The 22,399-nt window shown below is 65.0% G+C and carries 20 protein-coding genes and 1 tRNA gene; 7 read left to right on the plus strand and 14 right to left on the minus strand.

What is annotated here, in order from left to right:
• Positions 1-238: 238 nt before the first annotated feature.
• The 5 genes from cyoD to AB3K92_RS33670 all read right to left on the minus strand — a co-directional run bounded on the left by cyoD (position 239) and on the right by AB3K92_RS33670 (position 5,877).
• The gene (cyoD, locus tag AB3K92_RS33650) at positions 239-571 is read right to left on the minus strand and encodes a cytochrome o ubiquinol oxidase subunit IV (RefSeq protein WP_011352504.1); all 333 of its coding nucleotides are present in this window, start codon (positions 569-571) and stop codon (positions 239-241) included.
• Complete coding sequence (gene cyoC, locus AB3K92_RS33655; protein WP_021162482.1) at positions 572-1,180, minus strand: cytochrome o ubiquinol oxidase subunit III; 609 nt, start codon at positions 1,178-1,180, stop codon at positions 572-574.
• Complete coding sequence (gene cyoB / locus AB3K92_RS33660) at positions 1,180-3,186, minus strand: cytochrome o ubiquinol oxidase subunit I (protein ID WP_369466628.1); 2,007 nt, start codon at positions 3,184-3,186, stop codon at positions 1,180-1,182. The genes cyoC and cyoB overlap by 1 nt, the downstream gene beginning before the upstream one ends.
• 3 nt (positions 3,187-3,189) lie before the next feature.
• Positions 3,190-4,077, minus strand: a complete 888-nt coding sequence (gene cyoA / locus AB3K92_RS33665; RefSeq protein WP_042977071.1) for a ubiquinol oxidase subunit II — start codon at positions 4,075-4,077, stop codon at positions 3,190-3,192.
• A gap of 270 nt (positions 4,078-4,347) precedes the next feature.
• The gene (locus AB3K92_RS33670; RefSeq protein ID WP_021162478.1) at positions 4,348-5,877 is read right to left on the minus strand and encodes a NuoM family protein; all 1,530 of its coding nucleotides are present in this window, start codon (positions 5,875-5,877) and stop codon (positions 4,348-4,350) included.
• Between the two features lie 134 nt (positions 5,878-6,011).
• On the opposite strand from AB3K92_RS33670, the gene AB3K92_RS33675 reads away from it, so the two are divergent.
• Positions 6,012-6,182 carry a hypothetical protein gene (locus AB3K92_RS33675; RefSeq protein WP_196491255.1) on the plus strand — a complete coding sequence of 57 codons (171 nt, stop codon included), beginning with the start codon at positions 6,012-6,014 and terminating at the stop codon, positions 6,180-6,182.
• A 642-nt stretch (positions 6,183-6,824) separates the two neighbouring features.
• Here AB3K92_RS33675 and AB3K92_RS33680 read toward each other — a convergent pair.
• The 6 genes from AB3K92_RS33680 to cysS form a co-directional block, all read right to left on the minus strand.
• Positions 6,825-6,918, minus strand: a tRNA-Ser gene (locus AB3K92_RS33680).
• A gap of 110 nt (positions 6,919-7,028) precedes the next feature.
• The gene (locus tag AB3K92_RS33685) at positions 7,029-8,282 is read right to left on the minus strand and encodes an aspartate kinase (protein ID WP_027787050.1); all 1,254 of its coding nucleotides are present in this window, start codon (positions 8,280-8,282) and stop codon (positions 7,029-7,031) included.
• 343 nt (positions 8,283-8,625) lie between these two features.
• Positions 8,626-10,047, minus strand: a complete 1,422-nt coding sequence (tilS, locus tag AB3K92_RS33690; protein WP_369466629.1) for a tRNA lysidine(34) synthetase TilS — start codon at positions 10,045-10,047, stop codon at positions 8,626-8,628.
• A gap of 46 nt (positions 10,048-10,093) precedes the next feature.
• Positions 10,094-11,065: an acetyl-CoA carboxylase carboxyltransferase subunit alpha gene (locus AB3K92_RS33695; protein ID WP_006478433.1), complete on the minus strand. Its 972-nt coding sequence runs from the start codon at positions 11,063-11,065 to the stop codon at positions 10,094-10,096.
• A 103-nt stretch (positions 11,066-11,168) separates the two neighbouring features.
• Positions 11,169-11,996 carry a DNA-3-methyladenine glycosylase gene (locus tag AB3K92_RS33700; protein ID WP_059493276.1) on the minus strand — a complete coding sequence of 276 codons (828 nt, stop codon included), beginning with the start codon at positions 11,994-11,996 and terminating at the stop codon, positions 11,169-11,171.
• A 43-nt stretch (positions 11,997-12,039) separates the two neighbouring features.
• Entirely contained in the window at positions 12,040-13,437 is a 1,398-nt protein-coding gene (gene cysS / locus AB3K92_RS33705; RefSeq protein ID WP_021162658.1) for a cysteine--tRNA ligase, read from the minus strand.
• Positions 13,438-13,670: 233 nt separating this feature from the next.
• Here cysS and AB3K92_RS33710 point away from each other — a divergent pair, with 233 nt between their 5' ends.
• From AB3K92_RS33710 to AB3K92_RS33725, 4 genes are all read left to right on the plus strand, one after another.
• Positions 13,671-14,393, plus strand: a complete 723-nt coding sequence (locus tag AB3K92_RS33710) for a tetratricopeptide repeat protein (RefSeq protein ID WP_021162659.1) — start codon at positions 13,671-13,673, stop codon at positions 14,391-14,393.
• A gap of 39 nt (positions 14,394-14,432) precedes the next feature.
• Complete coding sequence (locus tag AB3K92_RS33715; protein WP_021162660.1) at positions 14,433-15,014, plus strand: peptidylprolyl isomerase; 582 nt, start codon at positions 14,433-14,435, stop codon at positions 15,012-15,014.
• Between the two features lie 88 nt (positions 15,015-15,102).
• A complete protein-coding gene (locus AB3K92_RS33720; protein ID WP_006751616.1) occupies positions 15,103-15,594 on the plus strand; it encodes a peptidylprolyl isomerase in 492 nt (163 codons plus the stop codon).
• A 27-nt stretch (positions 15,595-15,621) separates the two neighbouring features.
• Entirely contained in the window at positions 15,622-16,422 is an 801-nt protein-coding gene (locus AB3K92_RS33725; RefSeq protein ID WP_021162661.1) for a UDP-2,3-diacylglucosamine diphosphatase, read from the plus strand.
• A 58-nt stretch (positions 16,423-16,480) separates the two neighbouring features.
• Here AB3K92_RS33725 and cysE read toward each other — a convergent pair whose 3' ends face one another.
• On the minus strand, positions 16,481-17,254 hold the full coding sequence (gene cysE, locus AB3K92_RS33730; RefSeq protein WP_060303739.1) for a serine O-acetyltransferase: 774 nt from the start codon (positions 17,252-17,254) through the stop codon (positions 16,481-16,483).
• A gap of 307 nt (positions 17,255-17,561) precedes the next feature.
• The gene (locus AB3K92_RS33735) at positions 17,562-18,386 is read right to left on the minus strand and encodes an RNA methyltransferase (protein WP_059589643.1); all 825 of its coding nucleotides are present in this window, start codon (positions 18,384-18,386) and stop codon (positions 17,562-17,564) included.
• Between the two features lie 280 nt (positions 18,387-18,666).
• On the opposite strand from AB3K92_RS33735, the gene AB3K92_RS33740 reads away from it, so the two are divergent.
• The gene (locus AB3K92_RS33740) at positions 18,667-19,470 is read left to right on the plus strand and encodes an inositol monophosphatase family protein (protein WP_021162664.1); all 804 of its coding nucleotides are present in this window, start codon (positions 18,667-18,669) and stop codon (positions 19,468-19,470) included.
• A gap of 325 nt (positions 19,471-19,795) precedes the next feature.
• Entirely contained in the window at positions 19,796-21,418 is a 1,623-nt protein-coding gene (locus AB3K92_RS33745) for an NAD(P)/FAD-dependent oxidoreductase (RefSeq protein WP_060058528.1), read from the plus strand.
• 118 nt (positions 21,419-21,536) lie between these two features.
• Here AB3K92_RS33745 and AB3K92_RS33750 read toward each other — a convergent pair whose 3' ends face one another.
• Positions 21,537-22,232: an isoprenylcysteine carboxylmethyltransferase family protein gene (locus AB3K92_RS33750; protein WP_369466630.1), complete on the minus strand. Its 696-nt coding sequence runs from the start codon at positions 22,230-22,232 to the stop codon at positions 21,537-21,539.
• Positions 22,233-22,399: the final 167 nt, after the last annotated feature.

Below are 22,399 nucleotides of genomic sequence, written 5' to 3' on the forward strand. Positions count from 1 at the left end.
GGCATCGCAACGGCAAGCTTGCGCTAACGTCTTGTAACAATCGACGGCCCGACGGAGGCGTCCAGGCGCCCTTCCGCCTTCGCCGGTCGGCGTTCGCACCGGCCATGCGGCGCGCCGAATCACACAGTCGACGCCCCCCGATACCGCCCTGGCGGGCCGCAGCGCCCTTCTCGCGGACGAAAAAAAAGCGGCACCTTCGTGCCGCTTCTCCGGTCGACGCATCGCGCCGCGATGCCGCTCAGCGCGACATCATGTTCATGCTGACGTTGTGCATCACCCACAGCGTGCCGACGATCAGGATCGCGGCGGTCAGCACCGTGTAGCTGAACGCCATCACGTTCCAGCGCTGGCCCGACGAGCCATTCATGTGCAGGAAGTACACGAGGTGCACGACGATCTGCACGAACGCGAGCACGGCAAGCGCGATCAGCGACGCGTGCGGCGACAGCACGCCGCCCATCACGAGGCCGAACGACGCGGCCGTGAGCAGCACCGACAGGATGAAGCCGGCGACATAACCGCCGACACTGCCGTGCCCTTCTTCGAGTTGAGACGAATGCGAATGGGCCATTTAGATCACGCTCGCGAGATAGACAAAGGAAAACACGCAGATCCACACGATGTCGAGGAAGTGCCAGAAGAGGCTCAGGCACGTCAGGCGTCGCAGGTCGCGATCGGTCAGGTCGCCGCCGCGAAACACGATCTGCCCGGCGAGCACGATCATCCACAGCAGCCCGGCCGTCACGTGCAGCCCGTGCGTGCCGACCAGCGTGAAGAACGCCGACAGGAACGCGCTGCGCTGCGGGCCCGCGCCTTCCGCGATCAGGTGCGAGAACTCGCGCAGTTCCATCACGAGAAACGCCGCGCCGAGCACGAACGTCACCGCGAGCCACGCGAGCAGCGCGCCACGCCGCTGCTTGTACGCGGCGAGCATCGCGAAACCGTACGTGATGCTCGACAGCAGCAGCGCGGCGGTTTCCACCGCGACGCCCGGAATGTCGAACAGGTCTTTCGCGGTCGGCCCGCCCGCATACTGCTGGCCGAGCACCGCGAACGTCGCGAACAGCGCGGCAAAGATCACGCAGTCGGTCATCAGGTACAGCCAGAACCCGAACACCGAATGCGACGGCGGATGGTCGTCGTGCTCGAGCAGGGTCGCGCTCAAGGTTTTCTGCAACATCAGTTGGCCTCCAGTTCCACGTCGTCGACGCGCGCGGCCACGCGCTGCGTCGGCTGCTTGTCTTCGGTCTTGCGCACCGTCGACGCAGGGATGTAATAACCGTCGTTATCGCGCGAGCTGTAGATCACGAGCGTCGCGACAATCCCGACGAGCCCGCCGATCGCCATCCACCAGATGTGCCACACCAGCGCGAAGCCGAGCACCAAGCTGAAGATCGCCACCACGAGGCCCGCGCAGGTATTCGACGGCATGTGGATGTCGCGGAACGACGCCGGGTTCGGCCAGCCTTCGCCGCGTGCCTTCATGTCGGCATACGCGTCGAGCGTGCGCACCTGCGGGATCACCGCGAAGTTGTAGTCGGCCGGCGGCGACGAAGTCGCCCACTCCAGCGTGCGGCCGCCCCACGGATCGCCCGTCGTGTCGCGGTATGCCGGCAGGTTGCGGTTGCGGATGCTGACCACCAGTTGCAGCAACTGGCACGCAATGCCGACCGCGATCAGCACGGCGCCGAATGCGGCGACCAGCAGCCACGGATGCCAGGCCGGGTTGTCGTAGTGGTTGAGCCGGCGCGTCATGCCCATGAAGCCGAGCACGTAGAGCGGCACGAACGCGACGTAGAAACCGACCTGCCAGAACCAGAACGCAGCCTTGCCCAGCTTCTCGTTCAGCTTGAAGCCGAACGCCTTCGGGAACCAGTAGTTGAAGCCCGCGAGATAACCGAACAGCACGCCGCCGATGATCACGTTGTGGAAGTGCGCGATCAGGAACAGGCTGTTGTGCAGCACGAAGTCCGCACCCGGAATCGCCATCATCACGCCGGTCATGCCGCCGATCGTGAACGTGACCATGAAGCCGATCGTCCACAGCACGGGCGTCGTGAATTCGATCCGGCCGCGATACATCGTGAACAGCCAGTTGAACACCTTCACGCCGGTCGGGATCGCGATGATCATCGTCATGATGCCGAAGAACGCGTTCACGTTCGCACCCGAGCCCATCGTGAAGAAGTGGTGCAGCCACACGAGGAACGACAGCACCATGATCGCGCAGGTCGCGTACACCATCGTCTTGTAGCCGAACAGCGGCTTCTTCGCGAACGTCGCGATGACTTCCGAGAAGATCCCGAACGCCGGCAGGATCAGGATGTACACCTCCGGATGGCCCCACGCCCAGATCAGGTTCAGGTACAGCATCGCGTTGCCGCCGGCTTCGTTCGTGAAGAAGTGCATGCCGAGGTAACGGTCGAGACCGAGCAGCGCGAGCGTCGCGGTCAGGATCGGGAACGACGCCATGATCAGCACGTTCGTGCAGAGCGCGGTCCACGTGAACACCGGCATCTTCATCAGCGTCATGCCCGGCGCGCGCATCTTGATGATCGTCACGAAGAAGTTCACGCCGGTCAGCAGCGTGCCGACGCCCGATATCTGCAGCGCCCACAGGTAGTAGTCGACCCCTACCCCCGGACTGAACTGCAGTTCCGACAGCGGCGGATACGCGAGCCAGCCCGTCTGCGCGAATTCGCCGATCACGAGCGACACGTTGATCAGGATCGCACTGACGGCCGTCATCCAGAAGGAGAGCGAGTTGATGAACGGGAATGCGACGTCGCGCGCGCCGATCTGCAGCGGCACGACCAGGTTCATCAGGCCGACCATGAACACCATCGCCATGAAGAAGATCATGATCACGCCGTGTGCCGTGAAGACCTGGTCATAGTGGTGCGGCGGCAGGTAGCCGGGCCCGTTGTACGAGAGCGCGAGCTGCATGCGCATCATGATCGCGTCGGCGAAGCCGCGCAGCAGCATGATCAGCGCGACGATGATGTACATCACGCCGAGTCTCTTGTGGTCGACCGTGGTCAGCCATTCCGTCCACAGCCATTTCCACCGGCCGGTGATCGTCAGCGCGGCGAGAATGCCCAGCACGACCAGCCCCATGAAGGCGCCTGCCCCCATGATGATGGGCTGATCGAACGGGATCGCCGAGAGTGTGAGTTTGCCGAACATGCGTTACCCCTTCGTGCCGCAGGCGGCGTCCTTCAGGTCGAGGACGTGGCCATCGTTGTATTTCGCGATGATGTTGTGGAAGAGCCGCGGATCGACCGACGAGAAGTAGCGCACCGGCGCCTTCTCGCTCGGCTGGGCGACCGTACCGTACACGGTCGCGTCGAGACGGTCGGGCGAGGCCTTCACCTTCTGCACCCATGCATCGAACTGTTCGCGCGGCTCGGCGAGCGTGCGGAACTTCATGTCGGAGAAGCCGCGGCCGCTGAAGTTGGCGGACGTGCCCGCGTAGTTGCCGGGCTCGTCGGCGATCAGGTGCAGGCGCGTCTGCATGCCGGCCATCGCATAGACCTGGCCGCCGAGCTGCGGGATGAAGAACGAGTTCATCACCGAATCCGACGTGATGCGGAAGTTCACCGGCGTGCCGACCGGAATCGCGAGCTGGTTCACCGACGCGATGCCGAGTTCCGGATAGATGAACAGCCACTTCCAGTCGAGCGCGACGACCTCGACGTCGATCGGCTTCACCGACGACTCGAGCGGCTTGTACGGGTCGAGCTCGTGCGTGGTCTTCCACGTGAGCACGCCGAGGAACAGGATGATCAGCGTCGGCACCGTCCAGATCACGACCTCGATCGCGGTCGAGTGCGACCAGTTCGGCGCGTAGGTGGCGCTGCGGTTCGATGCGCGGTAACGCCACGCGAACCACAGCGTGAGCAGGATCACCGGCACGACGACGACCAGCATCGCCCAGGTGGACGTCGCGATCAGCGCCTTTTCGGCAGCACCCACGCTTCCTTTCGGATTTAGTACATCTAAATTACATCCTGACAGGCTCAGGGCCGCGCCGATCGACATCAGCGCCACCCCGCCTTTTGAAGCTCTTCTTTTCATCACACCGCCCGAGGGTCATTGAATCCGTTTGCGTATGCCCGATGCGCATTCGATCCACGAAAGTGGCCGAATCATACGTCGCGCGAGTGCGATGAAGAACCAGCTAATGCGGAAAATCATCATTGCAGAATCTGTTGTGAGACACATTGTCGCGGGGCAATTTCACGCAGCCGCAAGCGGGCCCGGCGCTACCTGCGCCGGACCGAGATCGATGTGTACGCAACGGCTGTACCGCCGTGCGATGAGCCCCGCTCGCGCGACGTGCCGCGATCAGCCGCGCGTCGATGCCATGTACGACGGCTGCGGCTGCGCAGGGCTGTCCCCTGCCGGCAGCTTCGAATGGCTCGCGTCTTGGATCAGCCTTCCGACAGTCGGATCGATCGCGTCGGTGAACGGCTTCGGATCGATGCCGACCGCCAGCACGACCAGTGCGAGCGACGCGAACATCACGATCTCGCGACGGTTCAGGTCGGCGAGCTTCGCGATCCGCTGGCTCGCGACCTTGCCGAACACGACGCGCTTGAGCATCCACAGCGTGTACGACGCGCTGAGGATCAGCGTCAGAGCCGCGATCGCGCCGATCCAGAAGTTGAAGCGGATCGCGCCCATGATGACCATGAACTCGCCGACGAAGCCCGACGTGCCCGGCAAGCCGACGTTGGCCATCGCGAACAGCACCGTGAAGGTCGCGAAACGCGGCATCACGCCCGCGACGCCGCCGTACGCGGCAATCTCGCGCTGCTTCGTGCGGTCGACGAGCACGTTCACGCACAACAGCATCGCGCCCGCGACGAAGCCGTACGACACGAGCTGCACGATCGCGCCTTCGACGCCGATCCGGTTGAACAGGAACAGCCCGAGCGTGACGATCCCCATGTGCGCGACCGTCGAATACGCGAGCAGCTTGCCGAGATCGGTCTGGGCGAGCGCGATCAGGCTCGCATAGACGATCGCGAACAGCGACAGCGCGATCACGGCCGGCGCGAAGAAGTGGCTCGCGTCGGGTGTCACCGGCAGCGCGAAGCGCAGGAACCCGTAGCCGCCGAGCTTGAGCATCGCGAGCATCAGCGCGGCGCCGGTCGGGCCGTCGGTATAGACGTCGCTCAGCCACGTGTGGACCGGCCACATCGGCACCTTGACCGCGAAGGCGGCGAAGAAGCCGAGGAACACCAGCAACTGCGGCGCGAAGCCGAGCTGCAGCGTGCGCCACACGGCCATGTCGAACGTGTGCGACTGCGCGTACAGGTACAGCATCGCCATCAGCAGCAACAGCGAGCCGGCGAACGAGATGAAGAAGAACTTCACGGCCGCGTACACGCGGCGCTCGCGCCCCCATGTGCCGATCAGCAGGTAAAGCGGGATCAGCGTCGCCTCGAAGAAGATGAAGAACAGCAGGCCGTCCTGTGCGACGAACACGCCGACCATCAGCCCCGACAGGATCAGGAACGATGCGTAGTACTGCGCGACGCGCACCGTGACCGACTCCCACGACGCCACGACCACCACGAGCGTCGTGAACGCGGTCAGCACGACGAGCCACAGCGACGCGCCGTCGATGCCGACCCGCCATCCGGAATTGAATGCCGCCAGCCAGTTGCGGCTCTCGACGAACTGCATCGCGGCCGAGTGCGCATCGAAACCGGCGACCAGCGGAACGACGGCCGCAAGCCCCACCAGCGCGCCGACGAGCGCGATCAGCCTCGTTCGACGTGGATGATGGTCGGAACCGGCACGCAGCAGGCACGCGCCGAACAGGATCGGAGCCCAGATGGCCAGGCTCAGGAAGGGAAAATCATGCATGTCAACAGGGCCTTGATGAAGTCGCGCACTGCATCGGGGACAGGCGAGACGAAAGGAACGAAATCAAATCGACAGAAAGATTTCGTGAATCGCCAATGTTGGCAAAATGTAAAGCGGCATCACGGGAAAGCTTGATGCCGCTCAAACGCGATCGGGTTAACCAGCATAAGGCGATTGATTATTTTCTGCAGCGCAGCAGAGCATTGATTTCCACAACCCACTTTATCTTTATGATTTTTATGAGTAATTTTTCGTATTGCTTGATCAGGAAGATTGCAGAAATCGACGCAGCGCCGCATTTTTGACATCCGCCTGCCATTTCGGAGGGTCGGAACGAGCTGATTGGCGCCAGACAAGACGGGGAGAATGCAGCTCCGATTTCTTACAAGACGCCTTTCATTTTTATTTCATATCGTCTTGCTCGACTCGGATCGAGTGAATGGTCGCGCCGCCCCCTCTCCACACTCTCGCGGCCATGCACGACATCCCGCAACGCGGGCGGGTCACGCGCTACGGAGAACGGATCGATCACGGGCAGCAATGCCGCCCTGCTTCATCGCGACGAGAGGCGCGACGATCGCGTGGACTCCTCCGCGGAGGATCTGCGGGCACTCGCAATACACGCGTATGCCGTCGGCCATCGCGTGCCGGTAGTCGCGTGCCGCCGTGCGGAACGCGCGCGGTCGCCGACAAAACGATGAATCGATGAGAGAAGACAGCCGGAACGGAACGCAGGCTCGCCAAGAGCATCACCTCGAGTCGCGCCGGACGATACGCGCCCTATCGCGCACGATCACCGCTCGACCCGAGCACTCATTGGACATTGAGCACCACGCCCACATCGGCCGGCGGACGAGATCCAGCCGCATCGCGCGTCGGGCGCCCGACGGACTGGAAAAGAAAAAGCCCCGCAAGTCCGAGAACTTGCGGGGCTTTGTCACCGCTTTTGGCGGAGACGGAGGGATTCGAACCCTCGATCCAGGTTTTGGCCCAGATGCTCCCTTAGCAGGGGAGTGCCTTCGACCTCTCGGCCACGTCTCCCAAACTTTCGCTCGCACCAGGGAGGCAGTGCGACGAGAACGAAATAATATAGGGTTTCGAACCGCTCGTCAATTTCCGTGATGCATTTTCTTCAATGCATCACGAAAAATTCACGATGCCTGGTCGAGTTCGAATGCCTTGTGCAACGCGCGGACGGCCAGCTCCATGTATTTCTCGTCGATCAGCACCGAAATCTTGATTTCGGACGTCGAGATCATCTGGATGTTGATGCCCTCTTCCGACAGCGTCCGGAACATCTTGCTTGCGACGCCCACGTGCGAACGCATGCCGACGCCGACCACCGACACCTTCGACACCTTCGGATCGCCCTGCACCTGCTCGGCGTTCACATGGCCCTTCACCTGGTTGGTGAGGATGTCCATCGCCTTCTGGTAGTCGCCGCGGCCGACCGTGAACGTGAAGTCGGTCTTGCCCTGGACGCTCTGGTTCTGGATGATCATGTCGACGTCGACGTTCGCATCCGCGACCGGGCCGAGGATCTGATACGCGATGCCCGGCTTGTCGGGCACGCCCATCACCGCAATGCGTGCTTCGTCGCGCTGGAACGCGATGCCGGAAATGACTGCCTTTTCCATGGTCTCGTCTTCTTCAAAAGTAATCAGGGTGCCCGAGCGCATTTCTTCGTCGAGCGCAATCAGCGGATCGGTCAGGCTCGACAGCACACGCGTCTTCACCTGGTATTTGCCGGCGAATTCGACCGAGCGGATCTGCAGGACCTTCGAGCCGAGGCTGGCCATTTCCAGCATTTCCTCGAACGTCACGCGATCGAGGCGTCGCGCCTCTTCGACGACGCGCGGGTCGGTCGTGTAGACGCCGTCGACGTCCGTGTAAATCAGGCACTCTTCGGCACCCAGCGCAGCCGCGACCGCCACCGCCGACGTATCCGAGCCGCCACGGCCCAGCGTCGTGATGTGGCCGTCCGGATCGACGCCCTGGAAGCCCGTGATGATCACGACCTTGCCTGCATTCAGGTCGGCCTTCACGCGCTCGTCATCGATCGAGTGAATGCGCGCTTTCGTGAACGCGCTGTCCGTCTTGATCGGCACTTGCCAACCCGCGTAGCTGACGGCCTCGACGCCGATTTCCTGCAGCGCGATCGACAGCAGGCCGACGCTGACCTGCTCGCCGGTCGACGCGATCATGTCGAGCTCGCGCGGGCTCGGCTGGCTCGAAATCTCTTTCGCAAGACCGAGCAGACGGTTGGTTTCGCCGGACATCGCCGAAGGCACGACCACCATCTGGTGCCCGGCCTGATGCCATTTTGCGACGCGTTTCGCGACGTTCTTGATGCGCTCGACCGAGCCCATCGAAGTGCCGCCGTATTTGTGTACGATGAGTGCCATTGTCGTTCTGAACTGGAGGAGAAACCGCACGGGCGCGCTGGGCAGGCCGCGTAGCCGTTCGGTCACGCGGCTTGTGGCTGTGGACGGACGACGAGGGGGACGGCTGGGACGCAACACGCAAGCGTGACGGATTTTGCCCGGAAGGCCGATCAGGCCGCGCAAACCGGGTACGTCACGCGGAAAACCTGCACAAATCGCTCAAAAATCGAGCCGAGCAAACGTCCGAGCGTACCCGATAGAGGCCCGCTTGACAAGCCGCTCGCCGCGTCCGGAGCCGTTCCGGCGCTGTTTACCAAATGGTGAAAATGCGCGCGCCATCGCGCCGCCGGAAGCCTGCCCGCCGTTACGCGATCAGCAGGTCGGGACGCCATTCGATCCGGCGCCAGGCGCCGTCGCCGGCCGCCTCGCTGCCGGACGCGCCGACATCGCGATTGATGCCGAGCCGCGGCACGTAGATCAGCCGCTCGCCCACGAACAAGAGCGGCACGTCGCGCTGCCAGGCCGGCACGCCGCGCTCCTGGAACAGGTTCTTCAGCGTGCGGCCCGGCCCGCCCGGCGACGTGCGCATCCGCTCGCCGCCCGCTCGGGCGCGCGCCACGAGCCGCGCGCCGCGCAGCAGCGCCTCCGGCACCGCATCGGGGCTTGCCGCGTCGGCCGGCGCGAACACGAACGTGCCGCGCCACCCCGGCAGGTGCCAGACCTCCTGCCCGTCCCACGCGAGCGATGCGTCCGGATGGGGCGTGCCGGTGCCGTCGTCGGCCGGCTCGCTGCTGTCGCCCGCTTCCCAGTAGACGACATCGCGATAAAGCCGCAAGCATTGCCCCGCGTGATCGACGCGCAATGCATGGGCATCGTGTGCGGCACGCAACTGCCGCATCATGTTGGCGAGCCGCGCGGCCGACGCGCCCGGCAAACCGAGCCGGCGCATCCAGAAGCGCAGCAGGTTCGCGCCACGCGTATCGTCGAACGCAACCAGTGCATCGCGTGACAGCGCCTGCCCGTCATCGCGCGCGGCAACGGCGAAGTCGAGTTCAGCCAGATCGTCGAGCAACCGCTGGGCGGCCGCCGCATGCTGGGCCGCGCGGCCCAGCGCGTCGCGAAAGCCCGGAAAATGCACGGCCAGCGCCGGCAGCACGTCGATGCGCAGCGCATTGCGCGCGTAACGCGTGTCGTTGTTCGATTCGTCGTCGATCCATTCGAGCGCGCGCTGCGCCGCATAACGCTCGAGTTGCGCGCGCAGCAATCGCAGCAGCGGGCGCACGCGCTCGACGCTCACGCCGTCGGGGCGGTAACGCGGCGCCATCGCGGCAAGCCCCGCGATCCCCGCGCCGCGCAACAACTGCAGCAACACGGTCTCGGCCTGGTCGTCCGCATGCTGCGCGAGCCACAGCGCGGCCGCGCCGTGGCGTTCGCACATCGCGTCGAGCGCCGCATAGCGCCGCTCGCGCGCCGTCGCCTCGACACCGAGGCCGCTGTCGCGCGGCACGTCGACGCACATCGATTCGAACGCGACGCCGAGCCCGGCCGCGCTCGCCTCGGCATGCGCAACCCAGGCGTCGGCGTTCGCACTCAGCCCGTGATGCACGTGCAGCGCGACGCAACGCGACGCGCCCGCGACGCGCACGGCCGCATCGAGCAACACCGTCGAGTCGAGGCCGCCGCTGTACGCGATCGCGATGCGCGCATCGGGCGGCATGCCGGAAAGCGCAACGCCGACCGCGTCGAGGACGACGCGGTCGGCGGAGAATTCGGTCGGTGGGATCACGAGAAGAACGCGCGCGCAGCGGCGCGCGTATTGAACACGCGGGCGGTCATGCGCCCGGCGTGGTTTCCTTGAACTTGCCGTAGGCCATCAGGCGCTCGAAGCGGCGCTCGCGCAGCGCATCGATGCTCATGCCCTGGAACTGGCGCAGCGAATCGGCGAGCGCGCGGCGCAGCAGCGCAGCCATGCCCTTCGGATCGCGATGTGCGCCGCCGAGCGGCTCGTTGATGATCTTGTCGATCAGGCCGAGCGCCTTCAGGCGGTGCGCGGTCAGGCCGAGCGCTTCCGCGGCTTCCGGCGCCTTCGCTGCACTCTTCCACAGGATCGACGCGCAGCCTTCCGGCGAGATCACCGAGTAGGTCGAGAACTGCAGCATCATCACGGTGTCGGCCACGGCGATCGCGAGCGCGCCGCCCGAACCGCCCTCGCCGATCACGGTCGTGATGATCGGCGTCTTCAGCTCGGCCATCACGTACAGGTTGCGGCCGATCGCCTCCGACTGGCCGCGCTCTTCCGCGCCGATGCCCGGGTACGCGCCCGGCGTGTCGACGAACGTGAAGATCGGCAGCCCGAACTTCTCGGCGAGACGCATCAGGCGCTCGGCCTTGCGATAGCCTTCCGGACGCGGCATCCCGAAGTTGCGCGCGGCGCGCTCCTTCGTGTCGCGGCCCTTCTGGTGACCGATCACCATGCACGGATGGCCGCCGAAGCGCGCGAGACCGCCGACGATCGACAGGTCGTCCGCGAATGCGCGGTCGCCGTGCAGCTCGTGAAAATCGGTAAACAGTTCCGCAACGTAATCGAGCGTGTACGGGCGCTGCGGATGCCGCGCGATCTGCGAAACCTGCCACGGCGACAGGTTCGCGTAGAGGTCTTTCGTCAGTTGCTGGCTTTTCTTCGACAGCCGCTCGATTTCTTCCGAAATGTCGACAGCCGAGTCGTCCTGCACGAATCGCAGCTCTTCGATCTTGGCCTCGAGTTCGGCGATCGGCTGTTCGAAATCCAGAAACGTGGTCTTCATGTGTTCGAATCCTTGGGTCTTGCGGCAGCGCGTATTCTACCCGCGCGGGCGACGCTCAAAACCGGCTCTCAACTATTGATGTTTAAAACCCGATAGCCGCCGCTCAGGCGTCGGCGTCGGGCGCATCGAGGCTGCGCCACATGTACCAGGTCGCGACGGTGCGCCACGGTTCCCAGTTGGCCGCGACTTCACGCGCCTCGCTGCGCGTGACGGGTTCCCCGCTGAAGTAATTGACGCTGATCGCACGGATCAGGCCCGGGTCGTCGAGCGGCAGGACATCCGGCCGCGACAGGTTGAAGATCAGGAACATCTCGGCCGTCCAGCGGCTGATGCCGCGGATCTGCGTGAGTTCCGCGATCACGTCCTCGTCGTCCATCGACGTCCATTTGTCGACGTGCAGCGCGCCCGACACGAAATGCTGCGCGAGATCGAGGATGTATTCCGTCTTGCGCTTCGACAGCCCGCACGCGATCAGCTTGTCCGCGCCGAGCCGGATCACCGGTTGCGGCGCGAGTTTCGGACAGGCGTCCCCGATGCGCGCCCACAGCGACTGCGCCGACGGCACCGAAATCTGCTGGCCGACGACCGAGCGCGCAAGCGTGACGAACGGGTCGCCGCGCTTCACGAGATGCGCGGGACCGAACTTCGGAATCAGTTTCTTCAGGATCCGGTCGCGCTTGACGAGGTCGGCGCATGCCTTGTCCCAGTAAGCAGGACGCACGACGACCTCCTCGCCGTCCGCTTCGGACGCACGGGCCTTGCGGGCCGCGTCGGCGGCCGGCTGCGCGGCCGCAGGCTGCGCATGACCGTTGAGCGCGCCGTTCGGCACGGCGCGCGTTGCGTCCGTCTTCACCGGCGGCACGCGCTTGGCTGCCGGACGCGCGGCGACCGGGGTCGCGCGCCTGACCGGCGCTTTTCTGGCCGTTGCCATCTTGCCTCCTACCTGACGGATCGGTCAGTGGAACGCACCGCGCTCATACGCGACGCCATTCGGTCGATCCGCCCGGTTTGTCTTCAAGTGCGATACCGGTCTCGAGCAGTTCCGCCCGGATCCGGTCCGCTTCGGCATAGTCCTTCGCTTGCTTCGCCGCGACGCGCGCGGCGATCTTCGCTTCGATCTCGTCGGCGGCGAGCCCGCCCGCCTGCGCGGCACCCGACGCCTGCTGCAGGAACGCGCGCGGTTCGCGGCCCAGCAGGCCGAGCAGCCCCGCCAGCTGTTTCAGTTGCCGCGCGAGCGATGCGTCGCGCGTGCGATTCACCTCGCCCGCCAGCTCGAACAACGTCGCCACCGCGACCGGCGTGTTGAAGTCGTCGTTCATCGCGGCCGCGAAACGCTGCGCGTGCGGCTCGTTCCAGTCGAGCGCGAGCGTGTCGGCATCGACGTCCTTCAGCGCGGTGTAGAGGCGCGTGAGCGACGCGCGCGCATCGTCGAGATGCACGTCGCTGTAATTGAGAGGCGAACGGTAGTGCGTGCGCACGATGAAGAAGCGCATGACTTCCGCGTCGTAGCGCTCGAGCACTTCGCGGATCGTGAAGAAGTTGCCGAGCGATTTCGACATCTTCTCGTTGTCGACCTGCACGAAGCCGTTGTGCATCCAGTAATTGACGAACGTCTGGCCGGTCGCGCCTTCGCTCTGCGCGATCTCGTTCTCGTGGTGCGGGAATTGCAGGTCCTGCCCGCCGCCATGGATGTCGAAATGTTCGCCGAGCAGCGTGCAACCCATCGCCGAGCACTCGATGTGCCAGCCCGGGCGGCCCATCCCGTACTTCGACGCCCACGACGCGCCTTCCGGATCTTCCGGCTTCGCCCGCTTCCACAGCACGAAGTCGAGCGGATCTTCCTTCGCGTCGTTCGCGGCGACGCGCTCGCCCGCGCGGAGATCGTCGAGCGACTTGCCCGACAGCTTTCCGTAGTTCGCGAACTTGCGCACCGAGTAGTTGACGTCGCCGTCGGTCGCCTGATACGCGTAACCGTTCGTCTCGAGCGTCTCGATCATGCCGAGCATCTGCGGAATGAACGCCGTCGCACGCGGCTCGATGTCGGGCCGCTGGATGCCGAGCGCGCTTTCGTCGTCGTGCATCGCGCCGATGAACCGGTCGGTCAGCGACTTGATCGTCTCGCCGTTCTCGACCGCGCGGCGGATGATCTTGTCGTCGATGTCGGTGATGTTGCGCACATACGTGACCCGGTAACCGATCGCACGCAACCAGCGCTGGACGAGGTCGAACACGACCAGCATGCGCGCGTGGCCCACGTGACAATAGTCGTATACGGTGATTCCGCATACGTACATCCGCACCTCGCCGGGCTGGCGCGGCACGAAAACTTGCTTGTCACGCGCGAGCGTGTTGTAGATGCGCAGTGATTCCATAGAGATGAACCGTGAGCCGAAGGAAACCGCCCTGGCGAAGCTCGCCCAGCGTGTGAAACGGACGGACCATCTGCTGCGGCACCGGGCCGAGCGTCCTCGTATCACACGGGGCGGTCAGGCTGCAAGCACAGCGGTGACGGCCACGAGAGGCTAAGAAAGACTGTCTGCCGCTCGCCGGAACGCGCAGACGTTTTGTTAGAATGGCTCGGAGTATAACATTCCGATTTACGCCTATGAAACCTCATCGCGGCCGCGCGCAGAGCGCTGCGACCCTCGTTGCGACCACCGTCATGGGCGTCGCGCTGACGCTTTTCGCGGCCCCGGCGGCGCATGCGCAGAAGGCCCCGGCCACCGCCGACGGCACGCCCGAAATCGACGCGTCGATCGCCGGCAAGCAGTGGAAGCAGGCGCTCGCGCAGCTCGACGCGCGCATCGCTTCGAACCCGCACGACCTGCAGGCACAGTTCAAGCGCGGCACCGTGCTGGCCCGCCTGAACCGCGACGACGATGCGATCCAGCAGTTCGTCGCGATCACGCAGGCGTACCCCGAACTGCCCGAGCCGTACAACAACCTTGCGGCGCTTTACGCGAAGCATGGCCGATACGACGAAGCGCGCACCGCGCTCGTCACGGCAACGCAAGCGAATCCGAGCTACTCGCTCGCATACGAAAACCTCGGCGATCTTTACCTGCGCCTCGCGGCCGAGTCGTACAAGCGCGCGCAATCGCTCGGCCGCACGAGCGGCGCGACCGCGCAGCGCCTCGCCGATCTCCAGAAGATCGTGTCGCCGCCGAAGGCCGCGCCGAACGCCCGCGCGGCTTCGCCGAGCACGCGCGACTACTCCGACCGCGCCGCCGCGAACGTGAGCACCACCACGCTGCCGATGTCGCCGACGTTCCAGTTCAGCGGTCCGTCGGGCGCACTGGCGGCGCCGTACGTCGCGCCGTCGCAATAAGCGGCGCGGCCTTCTTTCCCTCCCAACCTGAGGATCGCAATGAAACGTCTGTTGCTGGCGCTTGGCGGCGCCGCCCTTCTCGCGACCGCGACCGCACCTGCGTTCGCGCAATCGGCTACCGCGCACCCCGTCGTGCAGCTGAAGACCTCGCAGGGCGACATCCGCGTCGAGCTCTACCCGGAGAAGGCGCCGAAATCGGTCGCCAACTTCCTCGATTACGTGAAGGCCGGCCAGTACAACGGCACGATCTTCCATCGCGTGATCAAGGGCTTCATGATCCAGGGCGGCGGCTACAAGACCAACTTCGAGGAGAAGCCGACCCGCGCGCCGATCCCGCTGGAAAGCCGCAATGGTCTGAAGAACCTGACGGGCACGATCGCGATGGCGCGCACGAGCGATCCGAACTCGGCCACCGCGCAGTTCTTCATCAACACGGTCGACAACAGCGGCCTCGACTACCCGAACCCGGACGGCAACGGTTATGCGGTGTTCGGCAAGGTCGTGTCGGGTCTCGACGTCGTGAAGAAGATCGAAGGCGTCGCGACGACCTCGCGCGGCCCGATGCAGGACGTGCCCGCACAACCGATCGTGATCGAATCGGCGAGCGTCGTCTCGAAGTAAGAACCTGCCGGCACGTCCGGCGCCTCACGCGGCCGCGTCGCACGACCGGCCGCGTGCCATTTAAACCGCCTCACCGAAGGAATTCATCATGGTTGAACTGCATACGAACCACGGCGTGATCAAGCTCGAGCTCGACGCCGCGAAGGCACCGAAGACGGTCGAAAACTTCCTGAACTACGTGAAGAAGGGCCACTACGACGGCACCGTGTTCCATCGCGTGATCAACGGCTTCATGATCCAGGGCGGCGGCTTCGAGCCGGGCCTGAAGCAGAAGCCGACCGATGCGCCGATCGACAACGAAGCGAACAACGGCCTGAAGAACGACAACTACACGATCGCGATGGCACGCACGAACGATCCGCACTCGGCGACCGCCCAGTTCTTCATCAACGTGAACGACAACGACTTCCTGAACCACTCGTCGCCGACGCCGCAAGGCTGGGGCTACGCCGTGTTCGGCAAGGTTGTCGAAGGCCAGGACGTGGTCGACAAGATCAAGGGCGTCAAGACGGGCAACGCCGGTTTCCACCAGGACGTGCCGGCCGACGACGTCGTGATCGAAAAGGCCGTCGTGGTCTGACGCACAGCACGTAACGGAGGCACTTCGATGTTGCAGGAGAGTCCGCCACGAAGCGTCTCCGCGGGCGTGCCGGGCGAGCGCGAATACGCGCAAGCCGCACGCCCGTTCCTGTTTCTCTCCGATCTGCACCTGAGCGAAGCGATTCCGAAGACGGTCGCCGCGTTCGAGCATTTCGTGAAATACACCGCCGACAGCGCCGACTCGGTGTTCATCCTCGGTGATCTGTTCGAATACTGGATCGGCGACGACATCCTCGACGACGATCCGTTCGCGGCCCGCATGGCCGCGCTGATGCACACGTTCTCGGAACGCGGAATTGCGCTCTACGTGATGCACGGCAACCGCGATTTCCTGCTCGGCCGTCGCTTCATGAAGGCAGCCGGTGCGATGCTGCTGCCCGACCCGTCGCTGATCATGGCGTTCGGCCAGCGCATCGTGCTCGCGCACGGCGACGCGCAATGCACGGCCGATCGCGGCTACCAGCTGTTCCGCCGCTTCGCACGCAACCGCGTCGCGCAATGGCTGTTTCTCGCGTGGCCGTTCCGCTGGCGCCGCGCGCTCGCGCAGCGCATGCGCTCGAACAGCGAAGCGGGCCGGATCCGCCCTGCTTCGGCGATTTACGATGTCACGCGTGAAGGGGTAGCCGCCCTGTTCCGGAAAAGCCGCGCGAGCGTGATCATTCACGGCCACACGCACCGCCCCGCGCGCCACAGCGAGCCGGGCGGCATTCGCTGGGTGTTGCCCGACTGGGATCTCGACCACGGCAAGCCGCGCGGCGGTTACCTGCGTGTCGACGCGGAAGGTATCCACGCGATGCCGCTCGACTGACGCGGCTGCCGCCGTCGAACCGACCTGCTGCGACCGGCAGCGACCCGCATCGATCACATTACGCCTGACGCTCGACCGCCTTGCCTTCCAGCACCGCCGACAGCCGGCGCAGGTCGAGGCGCGCTGCGTCGGCGCCCTGCAGCGTTTCCAGATGCGTGCCGAGCCGCTCGAGCGCCGCGACAATCTCGTCGACACGGCGGCTTTCCTTCGCAGCGTGATCGATCAGCCCGTGAATGGCGAGCGACATCGGATCGTCGGCATTCGGCGTGATCCCGTACGCGGAGAACGCCGCGCGTTCGGGCTGCGGCTTCGGCTGCGCCGGCATCACGACGCGCGCCGGATTGCCGACTGCCGTGCCGCCTGCCGGCACCGGCTTCACGACGACCGCGTTCGAACCGATCTTCGCGCCCGCACCGACCGTGAAACCGCCGAGCACCTTCGCACCCGCGCCGACGATCACGCCGGCCTCGAGCGTCGGGTGGCGCTTCGCGCCGCGCGTGAGCGACGTGCCGCCCAGCGTCACGCCCTGATAGATCGTGCAGTCGTCGCCGATGATCGCCGTCTCGCCGATCACGACACCCATGCCGTGGTCGATGAACACGCGCCGGCCGATCGTCGCGCCCGGGTGGATTTCAATGCCGGTCAGGAACCGGCCGGCCTGTGACGCGAAACGCGCGAGCCAGTAGCGCTTCGCGCGCCAGCATGCGTGCGCGAAGCGATGCAGTACGAGCGCATGCAGCCCCGGATAACAGGTCAGCACTTCCCATGCACTGCGAGCGGCGGGATCCCGCTCGCGAATCGTTGCAACGTCTTCGCGCAGTCTCGTGAACATGATGTGGTCTGGGAAAAGGCCGGCGCGCATCGCCGGCAATGACCGGCCGTTATCGCGCCGGGTAATTTAGTTATGACGTTCGGCGATTGTAGGGCGAGTCGCGCACGGCCGCACGAGCCCGCGCGTTCACCCCGCCGACGGCGCGGGTATTCGGCCGGAACGCTTGCTGGCGTTGAGTTTGCGGGATGGCCGAACGGGCCGGACGATTCGGCCCGGCGCTTCCGGCGGCCGACGCAGCACCTGCCCGACAGGGAAACGGCCCCGCGCGCCGAGCCGTCCAGCGGCCCCTGCACTGCGCACCGGCCGCTTACGCGTCGCCGCCCGGTTTGCCCGATTTCAGCAGGACGTGCTTCGCGATACCGCGCAGGATATTGACCTCCTCACGCTCAAGGCCCGTGCGCGCGAACAGGCGCCGCAGCCGCGGCATCAGCTTCTTCGGGTTGCGCGGATCGAGGAAATCGAGTGCGATCAGCGCGTTCTCGAGGTGCACGTACATCCGCTCGATCTCATCGCTCTGCGCGAGCGTGCCGGCTTCGGCCGGCGCTTGCGCGGATGGCTCGCTCGCCTGCTCGAGAAACGCGACGCGCAACTCGTACGCGAGCACCTGCACGGCCTGTGCGAGATTCAGCGAACTGTAGGCAGGGTTCGCCGGGATGTGGGCGAGCGCGCTGCACTGCTCGACGTGCTCGTTCGCGAGGCCCGTGCGCTCGTTGCCGAACACGAGCGCGATGTCGCCCGTACCGACCTGTGCGCACGCCTGCGTGGCGGCCGCGCGCGGCGCGAGACGCGGCGGCCCGTATTCGCGCGTACGCGCGGTGAGTGCGATCGACCAGTGCACGCCGGACAGCGCGTCGCCAAGCGTCGGCACGACATGCGCGGAGGCGAGGACGTCGTCCGCGCCGCTGGCCATCGCGATCGCCTCGGGATCGCTCTGCACGTGCGGCACACGCGGCGCGACCAGCACCAGACGCGAGAAACCCATCGTCTTCAACGCGCGGGCGGCCGCCCCGACGTTGCCGGGATGGCTCGGCTCGACGAGCACGAAACGGGTGGACGTGAAGCCGCCGGACGGCGGCCGGGACGAGGCCGCGCCCGGCTCGGACGGCGCGGCGGTGATCTGCGGGGTTTCCACTACGATACGACTCGGTTCATCAGAATGGCAGTATGGTATCGCCATCGCCGCGGCAAACCCACTCGTCCGGACGGATAGTGGGGGTTTCCCCGTATTCCGGTCGCCTGAAACCGCCAAAAATCGGGTAAAATCATGCCTTTACGCGTCGCACTCCGTGCTGCGCGGGTCGTACCCCGTTCTTTGTCAATTCGCGTCTCACCTCGCCTGCCACGCTTGCGCCGTGCCGGGCGGTTGTTCCACTTCGTGGCGGCCCGTGCCGCCGGCTACAGGATCCAGGCTCATGCATCCCATGCTCAACATTGCTGTCAAGGCTGCGCGCCGCGCCGGACAGATCATCAACCGCGCGTCCCTCGATCTCGACCTGATCGAGATCCGCAAGAAGCAGCAGAACGACTTCGTCACCGAAGTGGACAAGGCCGCCGAAGACGCGATCATCGAGACGCTGAAGACCGCCTATCCGGACCACGCGATCCTCGCCGAGGAATCGGGCGAATCGGAGAACGAATCCGAATTCAAGTGGATCATCGATCCGCTCGACGGCACGACCAACTTCATCCACGGCTTCCCGTACTACTGCGTGTCGATTGCGCTCGAGCACAAGGGCGTCGTCACGCAGGCCGTCGTCTACGACCCGAACAAGAACGACCTGTTCACGGCCACGCGCGGCCGCGGTGCATACCTGAACGACCGCCGCATCCGCGTCGGCCGCCGCGACCGCCTGTCGGACGCACTGGTCGGCACGGGCTTCCCGTTCCGCGAAAAGGACGGCCTCGATGCATACGCACGCCTCTTCACCGAAATGACGCAAGCCTGTACCGGCCTGCGTCGTCCGGGCGCAGCAGCACTCGATCTCGCGAACGTCGCGGCCGGCCGCCTCGACGCGTTCTTCGAGCAAGGCATCAACGTGTGGGACATGGCAGCGGGCAGCCTGCTGATCACCGAGGCCGGCGGCCTCGTCGGCAACTACACGGGCGACGCCGATTTCCTGCATCGCCATGAAATCGTCGCGGCGAACCCGAAGATCTACGCGCAGATGATCCCGATCCTGAACCGTTACACGCGCGTGCATCCGGCGGCGGAGTAAGCCCCGGCCGCGCCCGCGCGGCGCGGCTTTCGCGCACACCGCTCGCGGGCATCGTCACGACGGCGCACCGTTCGCCTCCCGGTTGCCGGGAGGCGGGAACATCTTCCCGCACAAGGGTCGCTTCGTGCGCCTATCCTGAAGTTGCTTGAGTTTGTCGGGGCCGGTCAGCGTACTGCCGCCCACACCGCCGTTCCCGCAAGACAATAAATGGCTTGCGTGCGGGTTTGCGTACGGCACGCCCGCGCGGCGGACGACCCCGCCGGCCTGCCAGCCCCCGACCGTATCAACACCGCCACGACGCCGTGGCAATCGCATCCGAGTCCCCATGTTACGGCTAAGCGAAATTAAACTCCCCCTCGACCACCCCGAAAGCGCGCTCGAGGCCGCGATTCGCGCGCGCCTCGCGGAGCTTGGCGTGGCCGCGGACGAGTTCCTCCGTTACACCGTGTTCCGTCGTGCGCACGATGCGCGCAAGCGCGCCGACATCAAGCTCACGTATATCGTCGATGTCGAAGTCGCGGACGAAGCGGCCGCGATCAAGCGCCTCGCCGGGAAACCGCATTGCGGCGTGACGCCCGACATGGCGTACCACTTCGTCACGAAGGCGCCCGAGCACGGCAATTTCCTGCGCCCGGTCGTGATCGGCATGGGGCCGTGCGGCCTGTTCGCTGGGCTGATCCTCGCGCAGATGGGTTTCCGTCCCATCATCCTCGAACGCGGCAAGGCCGTGCGCGAGCGCACCAAGGACACCTTCGGCCTGTGGCGCAAGAGCGTGCTCAACCCCGAATCCAACGTGCAGTTCGGCGAAGGCGGGGCCGGCACGTTTTCCGACGGCAAGCTGTACAGCCAGATCAAGGATCCCAACCACTATGGCCGCAAGGTGCTGGACGAATTCGTCAAGGCAGGCGCACCGGAAGACATCCTGTATCTGAGCCGGCCGCATATCGGCACGTTCCGCCTCGTCAGCATGGTGGAAAAAATGCGTGCGTCCATCCACGAACTGGGTGGTGAAGTGCGTTTCGAAACGCGGGTCGACGACATCGAGATCGATCAGGGCAAGGTGCGCTCGCTGAAGCTCTCGAACGGAGAAACGCTGCGGTGCGACCACGTGGTGCTGGCCGTGGGCCACAGCGCGCGCGACACCTTCCAGATGCTGCACGATCGCGGCGTCTACATCGAAGCCAAGCCGTTCTCGCTGGGTTTTCGCATCGAGCATCCGCAGGGGCTGATCGATCGCAGCCGCTTCGGCAAGTTCGCGGGCCACAAGCAGCTCGGCGCGGCCGACTACAAGGTGGTCCACCACTGCAGCAACGGCCGCGCCGTCTACAGCTTCTGCATGTGCCCTGGGGGCACCGTGGTCGCGGCGACGTCCGAGCCGGGGCGCGTGGTCACCAACGGCATGAGCCAGTATTCGCGGGCCGAGCGCAACGCGAATGCGGGCATCGTCGTCGGCATCACGCCGGACGATTATCCCGGCGGCCCGCTGGCGGGCATCGCGTTCCAGCGCAAATGGGAAGAGCGCGCGTTCGAACTCGGCGGCGGCGATTACCGCGCGCCGGGTCAACTGGTCGGCGATTTCATCGCAGGCCGGCCGTCGACGTCGCTGGGCTCCGTGGAGCCGTCGTACAAGCCCGGCGTGAACCCGACCGATCTCAGCACCGCGCTGCCGGACTATGTGATCGAAGCGATCCGTGAAGCCCTGCCCCAGATCGACAAGAAGATCGCCGGCTTTGCGATGCACGATGCCGTGCTCACCGGCGTGGAGACGCGCACGTCGTCACCGATCCGGATTCGACGCAAGGACGATTACCAGAGCATGAACGTCGAAGGCCTGTATCCGGCCGGCGAAGGCGCCGGGTATGCGGGCGGCATTTATTCGGCGGCGATCGACGGCATCGAAGTTGCGCAGGCGGTGGCCCTCAGCCTGACGTCGGGACACGCGTCCTGACACGCAGGACAGAGTCGGCGTGCGAAGGTCCGTGACCCGAGTACGCCGACTTTTTGCACGTTCGCCGCGCCAATCTGTTTCACCGGCTCACCACCACGGCGCGCTTTGGGCACGCCCGTCAAAACACACCGGGAATCAGCCGGTACCGAACCTTCGTCTTGTACGCACGATAATCGGCGTCTTCCGACAGCACCCGCTCTTCCAAACTGATTCGCCCGATCTGCAACAGCATCCAGATGCCGATCGCGAGCAGGTTTCGCGTACTGAAGTTTGCAAGCAGGAAACCGATTTCGGACAACAGATAACCGGCATAGATCGGGTGGCGCATGAACCGGTACGCTCCGCTCGAAACGACGCCGCGATTCGCCGGCAGCAAGCCGAACGAGCGCCCGAGCGACAGTTTCGCGAACAGTTGCCACGCAATCCCGCATATTTGCCAGGCGCCCCCTGCCCACTCCGGGATCAGTTGGGTACTGGCAGTCAGCTGATAGGTCAGGCAGTAGAACGAACCACCCAGGGACAAGCACACTGCAACGGGATGCCAGTCGCGCCGTTTCGGCAATTTGGCAAACGCCGACATGCCGACGGTCAGTACCGCGGATACCAGCAGCAGGATCAGCGTGATCCGGCTCGGATCCAATCGCCACGGCATATAAATCAGATAGGCAAATACGCCCAGCACGGTCACTGACGACACGCGAGCACCAAGCTCGATCAGATTGATCCGCTCCGACTCGTCCGCGACCGTTGTAACGTGCGGCACCAGGGTACTTTGCGCGCACGCGCCCCCCGCATCCTGTATGGCCTGCTTCATGTTTGTGCCCCGAACTTACTGCGTTTTTATATATTGCCGTTTCAGACTAGCACGCTCCATTCATTGAAACTTGCCTAAGTTTCAGTTTTACGAGGTTGATTGGTGTAAGTCCCGAGAGCATGGGCAAATATAAAGACCGAGTAACTGGATTACGCGGTCTGCCAAAC

This window comes from Burkholderia sp. Bmkn7 (genome assembly GCF_041103175.1).
Classification (GTDB): Bacteria; Pseudomonadota; Gammaproteobacteria; order Burkholderiales; family Burkholderiaceae; genus Burkholderia; species Burkholderia cepacia.